This window comes from Yersinia thracica (assembly GCF_902170565.1).
Taxonomy (GTDB): Bacteria; Pseudomonadota; Gammaproteobacteria; order Enterobacterales; family Enterobacteriaceae; genus Yersinia; species Yersinia thracica.
In genome coordinates this window covers 1-15,665 of record NZ_CABHXX010000009.1, presented here as the reverse complement: position 1 = coordinate 15,665, position 15,665 = coordinate 1, and the positions used below count along the sequence as shown (strand labels likewise).

The window sequence follows — 15,665 nt, the reverse complement described above, 5'->3', positions numbered from 1 at the left end:
CATCAATCTGGCGAATAACGCGGCAATACCCAGTCGGAAAGGGATTGGCTTTCAAACCTGTTCCCCTTGTGTCAAAATCCGCTCCTTTATATTTTAAAGCTGTGAAATACAGCTTAGCGGTGCTTATCCACACCAGGAGATGATACGGTAATGCCACAAAACATTCAGTTGCGCAGAGTGCTTAAAACCCCCGCGCTGGTCGCTTTCGGGCTTGCCTATATGGTGCCTTTGGGCGTATTTACGACCTACGGACAGGTGACTGTATTAAGTCAAGGGCATTTACCCATTGCCTACCTGGTCACCGTCGCCACCATTCTATTTACCGCCCTCAGTTATTGCCGGATGACTAACGCCATGCCGTTATCAGGTTCCGCCTATTCTTACGTTCAGCGTAGTTTTGGTGGGAAAACCGGTTTTCTGGTGGGTTGGGCGCAAATTTTGGATTATCTGTTCCTGCCAATCCTTAACTATTTGGTTTTAGGTATTTTCTTGCACGAGGCATTCCCGGCGATCCCGGCTCCGGTCTTTATTATTGCGTCTATCGTCAGTGTCAGCCTGCTGAATATTCTGGGTGTGCGTCTGCTTACTTCAGTGAATTTCTCGCTGATCGCCGCACAAATGGTGTTTATCGTCTTATTTATTGCGCTTTCTTTCAGTCAGGCGGATTTAAGCCCGGCGGCATTAATGAAGCCGCTGTTGGTCAACGCGGGTGATATGTCGGGCTTATTATCCGGCGCTGCGGTGCTTTGTCTGGCATTCCTCGGTTTTGATGCTATCGCCACCATGGCAGAAGAAGCCCACGATGCTAAGCGCACCCTGCCACGCGCGATTCTGTTTACCGTAATCAGCGCCGGTGCCATCTTTATTGCGGTGTCTTATGCTGCACACTTGGCTTATCCAGACTGGAAATCATTAATTCCTTATCAGGACACCGCCAGCCTGATTATCTCCGAGCATGTCGGCGGGAAGTGGATGTATAACTTCTTTATGGCCACTTACCTGACCGGCGTTTATGCTTCGGCGATGACCGCACAAACTAGTGTGTCGCGCATTTTCTATGCCATGGGGCGCGAGGGTGTGCTGCCGCGCAAAGTATTTTTCCATCTGCATCGCAAGTTCCATACGCCATGGCGCGCGATTGTATTCGTGGCGACCATCTCGCTGCTGGCGCTGTTCCTTGACCTGAATTTAGTGGTGTCGATGATAAGCTTTGGTGCGCTCGGCGCGTTCACTTTTGTGAATTTGAGTGTCATAAAACACTTTATTTTCAATGAGAAACGTCGTGGCGCTTCGGCCATGTTTAAATACGGGCTGTTGCCGATGATGGGGTTTGTGATGTCAGTCTGGCTGTGGGTTCACCTCGAACAGCGCGCGCTGGAGGTGGGCCTGCTGTGGTTACTGGCGGGCTTTATTTACCTGCTGTGGCTCACTCGCGGCTGGCGTCAATCCCCGCCATCAGTTCATCCGGATGATATTTCCCATCTACTGTGATGAGTGAAAAGGGCTACTTAATGTGGCCCTGGTTTAAGATAAATGACAAAACAATTGATAGCTCAGTGAGTGAAGGGTTTACCGCCCCTAGGGGCGCTCCGGTCGCTTAAGCGACTACGACCCCGACGGCACGATTCCCCTTCATTTAACTTTGTTCGCCTTCTGCTTTGTTATATCCGCTCAGTTCAAATTAACCGCGCCACGCCCGGCCGACCGCCTCGCCCAACTGCCACACTGCCATGGCGTAATGGGTACTGTGGTTGTAGCGAGTGATAGTGTAGAAGTTGGGCAAACCATACCAATATTGATAACCGGTGCCGACATCCAGGCGCAGCAAGCTGGCTTCCTGATAATCACCCAGCGAACCCCTTGGGCTTAGCCCTGCGGCAGATAAAGCCGAAACCGGGTATTTGGTCTTAAAACCATTGTCGAGATTCGGCGCTTGCCCGTTTGCCGGTATCGCGACCACCGCCCCTTTGGTCCAGCCATGTGCTTTAAAGTAATTCGCCACACTGCCGATAGCATCCACCGGATCCCACAAATTAACATGGCCATTACCATCAAAATCAACAGCATAATCTTTGAATGACGATGGCATAAATTGACCATAACCCATGGCCCCGGCATAAGAGCCACGTAAACTGAGCGGGTCATTACCTTCGGCCCGCGCCATCAGCAAGAAGGTTTCCAGCTCTGCGGAGAAATACTCGGCACGGCGGGGATAAGCAAAGGAAAGTGTTGCCAGCGCATCAATGATACGGGTCTTACCCATCACCCTGCCCCAGCGAGTTTCAACACCGATAATGCCGACAATAATTTCTGGTGGAACCCCGTATACCTCATAAGCGCGTTGCAGGGCATCTTCATATTGATTCCAGAAATTCACGCCATTCTGCACATTATCCGGAGTAATAAATTGGCTGCGATAGCGGTTCCAGGCACCATTTGGCCCCGAGGGGCGGCCAGAACTCGGCGCTTGCTTATCCATCAAGCGGATAACAAAATCCAGTTTTTTAGTTTGTGCTAATACATCATGGAGTTGCTGACGTTCAAAGCCATGCTCACGCACCATTTTGTCAACAAAACGGGCGGTATCTGCATTATAGGCAAAATCACCGTTTGGCACGTGGCCCATATGCTGTGGTTCAAGTAAAAAACCGCTGTGTGTCAGGCTATCTGACGGCGTCGCAGCAACAGGAGGCGTCGGCTTGCTGCTACAGGCGGAAAGCAAAATGAGTGAGGGAAGAATGACAGCTAAATGACGCATCGTATATCCATAAACCATGCCAAAAAGTAATAGCTATGTTAAGTCATTGTCTGTAACGAACAAACAGGAAAATGCGGGATACTTCGCAGTAATTGATCAAGAAATTGTGCTCACCGCCCTTTATTTTTCAGGAAAAACCACACTAAACCCCTTGAACAATAAGGAATTATGGCAACATTAGTGAAACATTTCGTAGCAAATAATACGAATGATTTTCACTATCATTAATGCTGATTTTCTATACAATCGAGCTGTTTCGCTGTTGCCTGACACTTTCGTTTTCTTCTTTGACCTGTTAAAGGATGTCTTTATGAAGTTACGTTTATCCTCTCTCTGCCCCGCAGCTCTATTGGCTTCCTCAATGATGCTGGCGTTTTCCGCTAATGCAGCATCCAATGACGAAGGCATTGTGGTGTATAACGCCCAACACGAAAATCTGGTGAAATCCTGGGTTGACGGCTTTACCAAAGATACCGGAATTAAAGTGACCCTGCGAAACGGCGGGGACAGCGAGTTAGGTAATCAGTTGGTTCAGGAGGGTAGCGCATCACCCGCAGACGTTTTCTTGACAGAAAACTCCCCCGCCATGGTGCTGGTCGATAATGCAAAATTGTTCGCGCCATTGGATGCGGCAACACAAGCTCAGGTGGCGAAAGAATATCGCCCTGAACATGGCCGCTGGACTGGCATTGCCGCCCGCAGCACTGTTTTTGTCTATAATCCGGAAAAAATCAGTGAAGCCGAGTTACCTAAATCTATTATGGATTTGGCAAAACCTGAGTGGAAAGGCCGCTGGGCGGCATCACCCTCCGGAGCTGATTTCCAGGCAATTGTTAGCGCCATGCTGGAACTGAAAGGCGAAAAAGCCACATTGGAATGGTTAAAAGCCATGAAAGCCAACTCCACCGCGTATAAGGGCAATAGCACGGTGATGAAAGCAGTCAACGCCGGCCAGATTGATGGCGGGGTTATCTATCATTATTATCGCTTTGTTGACCAAGCCAAAACCGGTGAGAACAGCGGCAAGACTCAATTGTACTACTTCAAACATCAAGATCCAGGTGCCTTTGTGAGTATCTCAGGCGGCGGCGTGTTGGCATCAAGCAAGCATCCGAAAGAAGCCCAGGAATTCATGAAATGGATAACCAGTAAATCCGGTCAGGATATCTTGCGCACTAATAATGCTTTTGAATATGCCGTGGGGGTCGATGCTGCATCTAACCCTAAATTAGTGCCACTGAAAGAGTTGGATGCGCCAAAAGTAGAACCGTCTAAACTGAACAGCAAGAAAGTGGTTGAGTTGATGACAGAAGCTGGCTTGCTGTAATAAAGTCAACCTGCTGAAAATATGTACTTTTAGCCCGTCGAGTTTCTGACCCGACGGGCATTAACACGCCGAGTGCCTTGACGATTATGGCCAATGTAAACCCCGATGTTATCCCAATGCCACTGAGTCAAGCCGCTCAAGTGCACTATAGCCGCCGTCCCGGATCTAGGATTGTGGCCATTGCCGTGATGCTTTCATTACTATCCCTGTTGCCGCTGGGGTTTGTTATTGGCATTGCCATTGATTCTGGCTGGCCAACAGTAAAAGCACTTGTTTTCCGCCCTCGCGTCGGGGAGTTGCTGCTTAACACCGCATTACTGGTGGCATTCACCTTGCCACTCTGCGCCATTATTGGTGTGGCTTTGGCGTGGCTCACTGAACGCACCGCTCTACCCGGCAGACGAATTTGGTCACTGCTGGCTATCGCCCCGCTGGCTGTTCCTGCTTTTGTGCAAAGTTATGCCTGGATTAGCCTGATACCCTCAATGCATGGGCTGGGCGCGGGGGTATTTATCTCTGTTATTGCCTATTTTCCTTTTATTTATCTGCCCGCTTCAGCAGTATTGCGCCGCCTTGATCCCGGCCTTGAGGATGCAGCCGCCTCACTGGGTAGCACGCCTGCCGCAGTATTCTTCCGGGTGGTATTGCCACAATTAAAATTAGCTGTTTGGGGTGGTTCGATACTGATTGCACTGCATTTATTAGCAGAATATGGGCTATACGCCATGATCCGTTTCGATACTTTCACCACCGCGATTTTTGATCAATTCCAATCTACATTTAATGGCCCGGCGGCCAATATGTTAGCGGGTGTTCTGGCGTTATGTTGCTTGGGATTATTGCTAATTGAAGCCACCAGCCGCGGCTATAACCGCTACGCGCGCGTGGGTTCGGGTAGCGCACGCAGACAAACTGCTTATTCAATGGGAACCGCCCTCACCTTACTGTGTCTGCTGTTACCACTGGCGATGACAGCCCTCTCGCTCGGCGTGCCCCTTATCACTCTCACCCGCTGGCTCTATATTGGCGGCATTGATGTATGGTTGAATCCTGAATTGCTGCCAGCATTGAAACAAACATTGGCATTGGCGCTGAGTGGCGCGGTGATTATCACCCTATGCGCCATACCGATGGCCTGGTTATCCGTGCGCTACCCAGGCCGTTTACACCGGGTCATGGAGGGCTGTAATTATGTCACCAGTTCGCTGCCCGGTATTGTGGTCGCACTGGCGTTGGTGACCATCACCATCCGGATTGCACGGCCACTGTATCAAACCGAATTTACTCTTTTACTGGCCTATTTATTGATGTTTACGCCACGCGCCTTAATCAGTTTACGGGCCGGTATTGCGACCGCGCCGGTCGAACTTGAGAACGTGGCGCGCAGTTTAGGGAAAACGCCCACCCAAGCTATCTGGAGCACCACGATGCGCTTGGCGGCCCCCGGCGCTGCGGCGGGCGCGGCCTTGGTATTTTTAGCTATCTCCAATGAACTGACCGCCACCTTGTTATTGGCCCCGAATGGCACCCGCACATTGGCGACAGGGTTTTGGGCATTGACCAGTGAAATAGATTACGTTGCTGCATCACCTTACGCCCTGCTCATGGTGGCGCTCTCCCTGCCGCTAACCTGGCTTCTTTATTCTCAATCTCAACGTACGGCAGGATTATGAGCACGCTTGAACTTCAACAAATTGGCAAATCTTACCAATCGGTCAATGTATTAGACGGCATTGATTTACAGGTTACGGCGGGAAGCCGCACGGCGATTGTCGGGCCATCTGGCTCGGGTAAAACGACCTTACTGCGTATTATTGCCGGTTTCGAAACGCCGGATAGCGGCAAGGTAATTTTGCAAGGGAATCCCGTATTTGACCACTCAATCCAGGTGCCTGCTCATAAACGCGGGATTGGCTTTGTCCCACAAGATGGTGCTTTGTTTCCACATTTTACCGTGGCGGGCAATATTGCTTATGGGCTAAAAGGCAGTAAACAGGATAAAGCCCGGCGGGTTGATGAGTTAATGGAAATGGTCGCGCTAGACCGGCGATTAGCACAGCTTTGGCCCCATGAAATATCCGGCGGTCAGCAACAACGGGTCGCACTCGCCAGAGCATTGGCGCAAAGTCCGGTATTGATGTTATTGGACGAACCTTTCTCAGCACTGGATACCGCCTTGCGCGCATCAACCCGCAAAGCAGTGGCCGAGTTACTGTCACAAGCTAATATCGCCTCCATTTTAGTTACGCACGACCAAAGCGAAGCGCTGTCTTTTGCCGATCAGGTGGCCGTAATGCGCGCGGGCAAGTTGGCTCATGTTGGCCCACCGCAAGAACTTTATCTGAGACCGATTGATGAGCCGACCGCCACATTCCTGGGTGAAACGCTAATTCTTTCTGCTCATATTGAGGCCGGATGGGCCGATTGCGCACTAGGCCGGGTCAACGTTGACGACGCAACACGTCATGGGCAAGCTCGCATTATGCTGCGTCCCGAACAAGTGACCATCACACCTTTGCCCGCGGCTCACCATTATCCAACTCACTGTCTGGCTAAAATTATCAGTATTGATTTTGCTGGTTTTATTTCGACGCTCACTTTATCTATTGTCCAGCATGAGAAAGTTATTCAACATGACGAAATGGTAGAAATTAAAACCATCAGTCGCGAAGGGCTCCATGTTGGCTTAATGGTTGATTTGACGATAGTGGGTCAGGCCCATATTTTTGCTGAGTGACTGACGACACATTTCTATTAACTGAATGCAATAAACACGATTAATGCGCTGTTCGCTCCCGCAGATTGCATTATGCTACTGAAATCACGACTACCGGAGCCGCACAGAATGGATGAAATGCATGTCATCATATTGACCATCGGGCTATTTGTACTCACCTTTATCAATCCTGGCGCTAACTTACTTATTGTGGTGCAAACCAGCCTCAGCTCTGGCAAAAATGCAGGTTTACTCACTGGGCTGGGTGTGGCCTTGGGGGACGCGATTTACTCAGGATTGGGGTTATTTGGTATGGCTGCACTGATTGCTGAGGGCGGCGCATTGTTCTCGGCAATTAAAATCGGCGGCGGTTTGTATCTGATGTGGTATGCCTATAATATGCTGCGCCACCGTCAGGAACTGCATATGGGCATGGGGGCTGTCGCCACTTCCTCGGTGACACCTTGGTATGTGTTCTTCCGCCGTGGGCTATTGACTGATTTATCTAACCCGCAGACCGTGCTGTTTTTTATCAGTATTTTCTCGGTAACGCTCACTCCGACCACACCCGCATGGGCAAAAATAGTCGCCTGGCTCGGTATTGTTCTGGCCTCTGTCCTCTGGCGGTCATTGCTTAGCATGGCATTCTCGCGCCCAGCAGTGCGGCGTGCATATGGTAAAGTTCAACATCTGTTAAGTGGTATTATCGGGGTTGCCGTGGGGGCATTTGGGCTGCGTTTGATTTATGAAGGTATCACCCGCCGCTGATAGCCCAATAGCTATTTAATCGCTCAAGTAGCTATTTAATCGCTATTACAACGGCCTCGCTTAGGGCCTTTTTTGTTTCAGTCGCAACTGCCGATACTCCAGCACGGTCAGCACGATAACTACCACATCCAGTACCGTTATCAGGATCAAAAGCACCGAATGAGTAAAGGTATAACGATAGAGTTGATAGACAATAAACAAGCTAAAAATCACTATTGCCGCAGGGTAATAACCTAGTTTTTTGCGCCACAAGCCAATAATGATCCACAGCTTAACAATGCCATGTATGAGTAAATAAAAAGCGGCAAAGTGCAGACTGCTGATGGAAAGGTTTTGTGCCGCATGCAACACATAATTGGCGACCACATCGCCCCTGTCTTCAATAAATTCAACTTGTGTGAGGCGATGCAATATATTCAGTAAAAACTGGGGAGTAATAAAGAAGGTTAAAATACCCGCCACAACCTCCATGATAGCTAATATCGCTTTCAGCAGCAGGCTGACTTCAAAAACAGCATGGATATTTTTCTCTCCGAAGAGGTTATTACGCTCAAATCGATTTTTCATATTCAACATCGCACTCATTCCCTGCATGGTAATACTATGAAGAGTATCGATATAGAATAGCAGTTTACTCAGGGCAGAGCTAAAAATCGTGATGCCGATTTTCTCTTCCGTTAGAAAAAAATAAACTTATATTTTTAGCCATTTTTTGCATAACTCTCATGCCCTTGAAATCCATTTCAGGGAAGAGTCACTAATAATCAGCAGTCATTTATACCCGTCATACTTCAAGCTGCATGTGCGTTGGCTACGCTCAATAACCCGAATCACTTACTTATGTAAGCTCATCGGGATTATCTCCCTTGCCGCCTTCCTGCAACTCGAATTATTTAGGGTATATTAAGAGTTTTCTCAATTATAATTAAGTAAAATCAAATAAACTCGGAAATAGTAATACATTCCTTTCATTTGAGATTGATTCTTTATTACAGCACTTAATTACATTAAATATATTAATTTTATGTATAGAGAACAGTTAATATCTCGCGTTAAATCATTAATAACCCTCGGCATGCTCACATAAATAAGGTCTCTATTTTCGTTATCCCGTCTTAATTGATTTATATCATATGAAAGTAACAAATTATTTCCTAAGGTGGAGTATTAACACTCTATTCTATGCTTTATTTTCGTCAAAATAGTGTCCTTCGCAAAGGGAATGTCGATGAATAACAATAAAAGATCTATCGCTGGATCACTGAGCCGCCGTGAATTTATTCAAACATCTGCCGCAGTCACCGGGGCTGCGGCAATTGCTGGCTCAATCACCCTGCCTTTCTCTGTGCAAGCCGCGCCAGAACAGGCGGCCCCAGTCAACAAAGAAACCATTAAATACAGTGCTTGCCTGGTTAACTGCGGCAGCCGCTGCCCACTAAAAGTACATGTCAAAAATGGCGAAATTATTAAAATTGCTAATGAAGCTATTTATGATGATTCCACCTTTGGCGAACATCAAATTCGCCCCTGTTTACGTGGCCGCTCGGTCAGATGGAAAACATATAATCCCGACCGAGTAAAATATCCCATGTTGCGAGTGGGCAAACGCGGCGAAGGTAAATTCAAACGAATCAGTTGGGATGAAGCCACCACTATTGTGGCTGACAATCTAAAAAAAACCATTCAACAACACGGCAATGAAGCCATTTATTATCAATATGGTTCTGGCTCTACCGGGGCTAATTTACAAGGCCGTAATGCTTGTAAAAGAATGCTCAGTTTACTCGGCGGTTTTCTGGATCAACACGGCACCTACTCCACGGCGCAAATTAATACCGTGATGCCTTATATTTATGGTAATACCGATGAAACCCTGTTGGATGAAATTAAAAACTCCGACTTAGTGGTGATGTTCGGCCATAATCTGGCAGAAACACGCATGTCCGGCGGTGGCCAATATATTGAAACAGTTCATGCGCTGGGGAAGAGTAAAGCTAAAGTCATTATTATCGACCCACGGATGACCGACAGTGTCACCACCCTCAATGCTGAGTGGATACCGATACTCCCCGGCACCGATGCCGCACTGGTCGCCGCATTGGGCTATGTATTAATTAAAGAAAACCTGACCGATGAGGATTTCCTGAAGGAATATTGTGTAGGCTGGGATGCCAGCACATTACCCGCTTCTGCCCCGGCCAATAGTTCATATAAAGATTATATTTTAGGTCTGGGTATCGATGGTGTAGAAAAAACACCGCAATGGGCCAGTGAAATAACCGGTATTGCACCAACCCGTATTATCCAACTCGCACGCGAGTTAGGAAATGCCCGTGCTGCCTGGATTTCCCAAGGTTGGGGCATTCAGCGCAGTGCCAATGGTGAGCAAGCTGCGCGCTCAATTATGATGCTGCCATTGATGACCGGTAATATCGGCAAAGCCGGTACCAATACCGGAGCCTGGGGCGGGAATGTTAAATATCCAGTGCCGGGATTCAGTATTCCCAATCCAGTAAAAACGGCTATTCCTTGTTTTATGTGGACAGACGCTATTTTCCGTGGCACTGAGATGACCGCTAAAAATGCCCATGTGAAGAATAAAGATAAACTTGATACCAATATTAAGTTTATGTGGAATTACGCCAGTAATGTGATTGGAAATCAGCATTCTGACCTGAATAAAACCCACCGTATCTTGCAAGATGAATCACTGTGCGAATTTATTTTAGTGTGGGAAAACCACATGACCCGTTCGGCGAAATATGCTGATTTATTATTACCCGATGTCACCTCGGTGGAATCAAATGATTTGATTGATAATTCCTATGCCAGCGGGGCTTATCACTATGTGACGCGGCTGCAAAATGCTATCGAACCGATGTGGGAATGTCGCCCGTCTTATGATGTTTTAGCCGAAATTGCCACCAAATGTGGCATTGGGGAAGCCTTTACCGAAGGGCATTCCCAGCAAGAATGGATTGAAATCAGTTATAACAAAATGCGCGAAAAGAACCCGGCACTGCCGCCCTTTGAGCAAACCAATGACAAAGGAATAATTGACCGAATTTATGCCGATAGCAGCCAATATATCGCCTTAAAAGACTTCCGCGATGACCCGCAAAATAACCCATTGAAAACCCCATCTGGCAAAATTGAGATCTACTCTGAAGCGCTCGCCACATTGGAAAAAGAGTGGCAATTGGCACCCGGAGATCGCATTACTGCCGTCGCTGAATATTGCCCGACATTTGAAGGTGTCAGTGATTTAGAAACCCTGAAAACCTACCCACTACAAATGACCGGTTTCCATGTTAAAGGCCATTGTCACTCATCTTATTATAATGTCGCCATGTTGCGCGAAGCGGTGCCACACCAGTTTTGGATGAATCCCATTGATGCGCAGACCCGTGGCATTCAACCCGGCGATATGGTCGAAATATTCAATGATCGGGGGCGAATGCGTATCGCGGTCAAAATTACCGAGCGCGTTTTACCCGGTGTCATTAGCGTGCCACAAGGCGCATGGCGCAATATCAACAAGGAGGGCATTGATGTGGGCGGTTGTATCAATACTTTGACGACCCAGCGCCCTTCGCCATTAGCGAAAGGTAACCCGCAACACACTAACCTCGTTGAAGTTAAACGCGCATAAGGAGTTGAAAAATGAAGCAATATGGTTTTTTTGTCGACTCCACCAAGTGCACTGGGTGCAAAACTTGCCAAATCAGCTGCAAGGATGAGAAGAACTTGGATCTCGGGCCGAAATTACGCCGTGTTTATGAATATGGCGGAGGAAGTTGGACGCAACAGGGCAATATTTGGGTACAAAATGTGTTCAATTATTATCTGTCCATTGCCTGTAATCACTGTTCGTCACCGACTTGTGTCACCGGCTGCCCGACCGGCGCGATGCACAAACGTGAAGAAGACGGCTTGGTGGTGGTGAATCAAGATCTGTGTGTGGGTTGCCGTTACTGTGAGATGCGCTGCCCCTATGGTGCGCCGCAATTTGATGCCAAAAAGAAACTGATGACCAAGTGTGATGGTTGCTATCAACGTGTGGCCGAAGGGCATAAACCAGTTTGTGTCGAATCTTGCCCGCAGCGAGCATTAGATTTCGATGAAATCACAGTATTACGTGATAAATATGGCGAAGAAAATGCGGTAGCGCCCCTGCCTCATGCCCATCTCACACACCCTAATCTGGTTATCAGAAGCCATCGTGATGCCAAACCATCCGGTGATACATCAGGCCGCATCCAAAATCCGACGGAGGTATAAAATGCATGAATTACCTTTGGTATTCTTCACCGTACTGGGGCAAACCGCCGTCGGGTTGTTTGCTTTAGTGTTCTTCAGTCACCAACTCGGCCTGACCACGGCACAGCAGCTCAAACAGGCTAATATTCTCGGCCTGATCTTGATGCTTGTGGGCTTAGTCATTGGCGCGCTGCATGTTGGGCAACCCCTACGCGCGATGAACATGTTACTCGGCGTCGGCCGCTCCCCGATGAGCAATGAAATACTGCTCAGTAGTCTGTTGGTGGCGATGGCTTGTGGCACGGTGTTCTTCTCCGCCATGGTGAAAAATGCCATGCTGGCCATGCTGTGTAATGTGGCGACAGTGATTTTTGGCTTAGCCTTTGCGTGGTCAATAACTCAAGTTTATCAATTAACCACAGTGCCTAACTGGGATACCTCATATACCTCATTGCAGCTATGGATGACAGTATTGGTCGGCGGCGGTGCTTTCGCCATCCTCACTGGCGCACGTCAGTTGGGTGCCACGGCCTTGTTAGTCGGCGCTATCGTGACGTTGGTGAATAAACCCGGCTATTTAAGTTTCCTGGGGCAAAGCTCCGTGGATCTCAGCAGCCAACAATCTGTGTTTTGGGGAGTACAAATCCTGCTGCTCACTCTGGGCGTTTTTGTGGCCGCAGCTGCATTACTGAAAGACCGAATCCCCCGCACGACACTGGCGGTGAGTGCTTCAGCGCTAGTCATCGGTGAATTGGCTGGGCGCATTGCTTTCTATAATCTCTGGCAAGTTCCGATGTAATTTAACTTACTGATTTTTTTTAATAACCGAGTCGCCGCCTTCCCCTGCGGCGACTCAAGACTAAAGTGACCGGGCCTGGAGAGAAGATTTTGACGTTACTAAACACCACCTTGCCACGCATTCTCGGCGCATGTTTTTACTATCCCCCGCAGTCCGATACAGTGCGGCGTCTCTGGCCATTGCTGCCGCAAATAAAAGATCTTTTCCCATGGCCCCACCCGGCCAACATTGCTCGCTGTTGCCAACAGCTACCTGATATTTCACCAGAACAATTGGAATATGACTTCTCGGTGCTGTTTGAGGGGCAAGGTGAAATGCCCGCGCCGCCGTGGGGGTCAGTTTATCTGGATAAAGAAAATATTCTGATGGGCACCAGCACCCTGCAATATCGTGAATTTCTGTCAACATTAGGGCTGGCAAGTCAGAGTGCGATTCATGAGCCGGAAGACCAGTTTGGTTTAATGCTTTTGGCTTGGGTGCATCTCATTGAACAGCCACATTTAACTCAGCAGCAGCCACATTCAGCCCAACAACAGCCAACTGACGCGGCAATAATGCTGCTCACTGAGCACCTGCTACCCTGGGCCTGGCGCTATCTTGAGTTGGTCAAAAATGCGCAGCTTGAGCATCAGGTTTATCCGCTGTTGGCTGAGATTTCCGAGTGTTACCTGAAAACCCTGCAACTGAAATTGGGTTTATTCCCCCATCCCCATGAGCTATATCGGTGATAAAAAATCGATGAACAGAGACGAACGCTACTATAAAGCCTATATGGAAAGCCGGGTTATTAGCCGCCGGGGGCTATTTCGTGGCTTATTAAAAGGGGCGGCTAGCGACTCATCACCGGCAAGTCACCCTCATCCGGTGATAAAAAATCCCTGCCAGAATATTTATATCTATTGTGATAGTTGCGCCGATTATTGTGAGAAACAAGCGCTAGTCTGGCAGACCAACCAGCCTCCAACTTTAGTTGATGAGCTGTGCGATGGGTGCGGTGAATGTGTGGTTAAGTGCCCGGCAATGGCACTGGAAATGGCATTAACAAGCTAGAGAATGGGGGATTAAATTAAGCGTTATTGGGGAGTCAACAAATGCCCCCGATAATTTCAGGGGCATGGGCACTAAAGAAACTTAGTTGCCATCTTTACCGTATTGTGGAGAACGCGGGCCGTACAAAATACCATTTGGCGTCCCGGCAGAGAGCATTCTGACACTGGTTATGCCCGCTATATCATGGCTTTTATCCGTCATGGTATTGGCAATCTGGGAGATTGCCGCCTGAACCAACATGCCAATAATACCGCCGGAGGCATTATCACTTTCATTACTGGATGCCGTCGCACTACCACTCCACAGCAACTTGCCAGTTTTTAAATCAACCAGTTTTGCCGTCGCCGTGACCCGAGTATCACTGGTAATTATCTGATATGAGGTACCATATTGAACCACGGTGATGTACAGCACGGCATCTGCGCCAAAGATTTTGTGGAGTTTAGCTGGGCTGACCGCACTGATATCACCCGCATTGGTCATGCCATTCTGTTTAAAGGTCTCGTCAACCACGGCCACTGGCAATACATAATAGCCCGCTTCAGATAACGGGTAAGTGACCTGAGATAACATGCCATGACTGGCTGACACTTCAGGTGACTGATTTTGTGGCAATAGCACCAAAATACTTTTGGGTTTGCTTTGCTTAAACGCAGAATAGTCCTGTGGCACTGGCTTGGCGCAACCGGTCAATAACAGCGCCATCATGACAGCACATATCGCAAAAATAGATTTCATTTAAATGCCCCTTTATCCTTGCTCATCAAGAAATCCATAAACGGCGCAGACTCAGGGAATGCCGATTTCTCCGTGTTAAATTCAGTCATCGCTAAGTCTGTATGACCGGTATTGCCATACAGCATCCCCAAGTGGGCATGTAAACCAGGGGGGACTGGCAGACCTTTAGCGCGTGACTTTTCAATACTTTCTTTTAAAGCAGCAATTTGCTGTTCAGGGTTGGCATCGGATTTATAGTATTGATAAACCGTAGCTTGGTAATTATCCCAGTGGTAAATCGGTTTCGGTGCCGTAGCGCACCCCGCCAGCACAGCAGCGGCCAATAACAGAGACATCTTTTGTGTCAGTTTCATATTGCGGTATCCATACTCGTCATTAAGATTTATTTCGCCGGTTGCCATGCACCTGATTCAATACCCGCGACCAGATTATTCACTGCTTCCCGAATCGCTAAATCCAATACTTTGCCGTTCAAAGTTGAGTCGTAACTGGCTGTTCCGCCAAAGCCAATAACTTCGCGGTTAGACAGTTCATACTCACCCGCACCCTGTGAAGAAAACACCACTTCAGAGGTATTCACATTAACGATATTCAGATTCACTTTGGCATAAGCAACCTGAGATTTACCCCGGCCTAAAATACCAAATAACTGGCGGTCGCCGGTTTCTTTGCGGCCAAACTCCGTCACATCGCCGGTGACAACGTAAGTCGCCCCTTTCAGTTGCTGGTTTTGCCCAGAAATAGCCGCTTCATTTTTCAACTCTTCCATGTTGGTGCGCTCTAATACATTAAAGCGGCCAGTTTGTTGTAAGTGAGTCACCAGAATGGTTTTTGACTGCCCCCCCAAACGATCCACACCATCAGAGAAGATTCCGCTCATATAGCTTGAACGATTATCAAACTTGCCAACGGAAATGGGGCTGCGCGTGCCGTTGTATTGCGTGCCGTAAGAGGCAACCTTGGCCACTTCTAACGAACGGGAGGACTCAGTCGCACAACCGCTTAATAAAGTTGCGGTTATTAAGGTCGCGGCTAACACTATTTTCTTCATCATAAATTCAATATTCTCAATAAAAGATTAAATGCTATAGCAGAAATAAATAAATGGTCGAAATTTAACTTAAGTTAAAATAACCACCCTTTTAAAAAATATCTAACAGTGACTATTAACAGATTAAAGTAATTTCACTATTGATTTAAAAGGTTTTTTCGGAGGGATAATAGTAGCAGAAAGAAAATACTTTAAATA

15 protein-coding genes are annotated in these 15,665 nt (G+C 48.0%); 10 read left to right on the top strand and 5 right to left on the bottom strand.

Annotated elements, in window-relative coordinates:
* Window positions 1-150 precede the first annotated feature (150 nt).
* The gene (locus FTA91_RS01340; RefSeq protein ID WP_145535886.1) at window positions 151-1,491 is read left to right on the top strand and encodes an APC family permease; all 1,341 of its coding nucleotides are present in this window, start codon (window positions 151-153) and stop codon (window positions 1,489-1,491) included.
* 190 nt (window positions 1,492-1,681) lie between these two features.
* Here FTA91_RS01340 and mltB read toward each other — a convergent pair whose 3' ends face one another.
* Entirely contained in the window at window positions 1,682-2,758 is a 1,077-nt protein-coding gene (gene mltB, locus FTA91_RS01335) for a lytic murein transglycosylase B (protein ID WP_186366623.1), read from the bottom strand.
* Window positions 2,759-3,068: 310 nt separating this feature from the next.
* On the opposite strand from mltB, the gene FTA91_RS01330 reads away from it, so the two are divergent.
* From FTA91_RS01330 to FTA91_RS01315, 4 genes are all read left to right on the top strand, one after another.
* Entirely contained in the window at window positions 3,069-4,085 is a 1,017-nt protein-coding gene (locus FTA91_RS01330) for an iron ABC transporter substrate-binding protein (protein ID WP_145582803.1), read from the top strand.
* A gap of 86 nt (window positions 4,086-4,171) precedes the next feature.
* Complete coding sequence (locus FTA91_RS01325) at window positions 4,172-5,758, top strand: ABC transporter permease (protein ID WP_145582801.1); 1,587 nt, start codon at window positions 4,172-4,174, stop codon at window positions 5,756-5,758.
* Window positions 5,755-6,822: an ABC transporter ATP-binding protein gene (locus tag FTA91_RS01320; protein WP_145582799.1), complete on the top strand. Its 1,068-nt coding sequence runs from the start codon at window positions 5,755-5,757 to the stop codon at window positions 6,820-6,822. The genes FTA91_RS01325 and FTA91_RS01320 overlap by 4 nt, the downstream gene beginning before the upstream one ends.
* 108 nt (window positions 6,823-6,930) lie before the next feature.
* Entirely contained in the window at window positions 6,931-7,569 is a 639-nt protein-coding gene (locus FTA91_RS01315; RefSeq protein ID WP_050112586.1) for a LysE family transporter, read from the top strand.
* A 60-nt stretch (window positions 7,570-7,629) separates the two neighbouring features.
* On the opposite strand, the gene FTA91_RS01310 is transcribed toward FTA91_RS01315, so the two are convergent.
* The gene (locus FTA91_RS01310) at window positions 7,630-8,145 is read right to left on the bottom strand and encodes a DUF2127 domain-containing protein (protein ID WP_145535890.1); all 516 of its coding nucleotides are present in this window, start codon (window positions 8,143-8,145) and stop codon (window positions 7,630-7,632) included.
* Between the two features lie 652 nt (window positions 8,146-8,797).
* Between FTA91_RS01310 and FTA91_RS01305 the strand changes: the two genes are divergently transcribed.
* From FTA91_RS01305 to FTA91_RS01285, 5 genes are all read left to right on the top strand, one after another.
* Window positions 8,798-11,221: a DmsA/YnfE/YnfF family dimethyl sulfoxide reductase gene (locus FTA91_RS01305; RefSeq protein WP_145535593.1), complete on the top strand. Its 2,424-nt coding sequence runs from the start codon at window positions 8,798-8,800 to the stop codon at window positions 11,219-11,221.
* A gap of 11 nt (window positions 11,222-11,232) precedes the next feature.
* Window positions 11,233-11,850: a DMSO/selenate family reductase complex B subunit gene (locus tag FTA91_RS01300; RefSeq protein WP_050112584.1), complete on the top strand. Its 618-nt coding sequence runs from the start codon at window positions 11,233-11,235 to the stop codon at window positions 11,848-11,850.
* 1 nt (window position 11,851) lies between these two features.
* Window positions 11,852-12,628, top strand: coding sequence for a dimethyl sulfoxide reductase anchor subunit family protein (locus FTA91_RS01295; RefSeq protein ID WP_050112583.1), 777 nt, complete (start codon window positions 11,852-11,854; stop codon window positions 12,626-12,628).
* A gap of 89 nt (window positions 12,629-12,717) precedes the next feature.
* Window positions 12,718-13,356 carry a TorD/DmsD family molecular chaperone gene (locus FTA91_RS01290; RefSeq protein WP_145535591.1) on the top strand — a complete coding sequence of 213 codons (639 nt, stop codon included), beginning with the start codon at window positions 12,718-12,720 and terminating at the stop codon, window positions 13,354-13,356.
* Window positions 13,349-13,678, top strand: coding sequence for a 4Fe-4S binding protein (locus FTA91_RS01285; RefSeq protein WP_186366611.1), 330 nt, complete (start codon window positions 13,349-13,351; stop codon window positions 13,676-13,678). Before FTA91_RS01290 ends, FTA91_RS01285 begins: the two co-directional genes overlap by 8 nt.
* 81 nt (window positions 13,679-13,759) lie before the next feature.
* Here the strand turns inward: FTA91_RS01285 and FTA91_RS01280 are convergent, their stop codons facing one another.
* Genes FTA91_RS01280 through FTA91_RS01270 form a run of 3 tightly spaced genes read right to left on the bottom strand, consistent with a single transcriptional unit; the run spans window position 13,760 to window position 15,470 of the window.
* Window positions 13,760-14,416, bottom strand: coding sequence for a DUF799 domain-containing protein (locus tag FTA91_RS01280; RefSeq protein WP_050112581.1), 657 nt, complete (start codon window positions 14,414-14,416; stop codon window positions 13,760-13,762).
* Entirely contained in the window at window positions 14,413-14,769 is a 357-nt protein-coding gene (locus tag FTA91_RS01275) for a DUF4810 domain-containing protein (RefSeq protein ID WP_050112580.1), read from the bottom strand. The genes FTA91_RS01280 and FTA91_RS01275 overlap by 4 nt, the downstream gene beginning before the upstream one ends.
* Before the next feature lie 29 nt (window positions 14,770-14,798).
* Window positions 14,799-15,470 carry a CsgG/HfaB family protein gene (locus tag FTA91_RS01270; RefSeq protein ID WP_145535588.1) on the bottom strand — a complete coding sequence of 224 codons (672 nt, stop codon included), beginning with the start codon at window positions 15,468-15,470 and terminating at the stop codon, window positions 14,799-14,801.
* Between the last annotated feature and the right edge of the window lie 195 nt (window positions 15,471-15,665).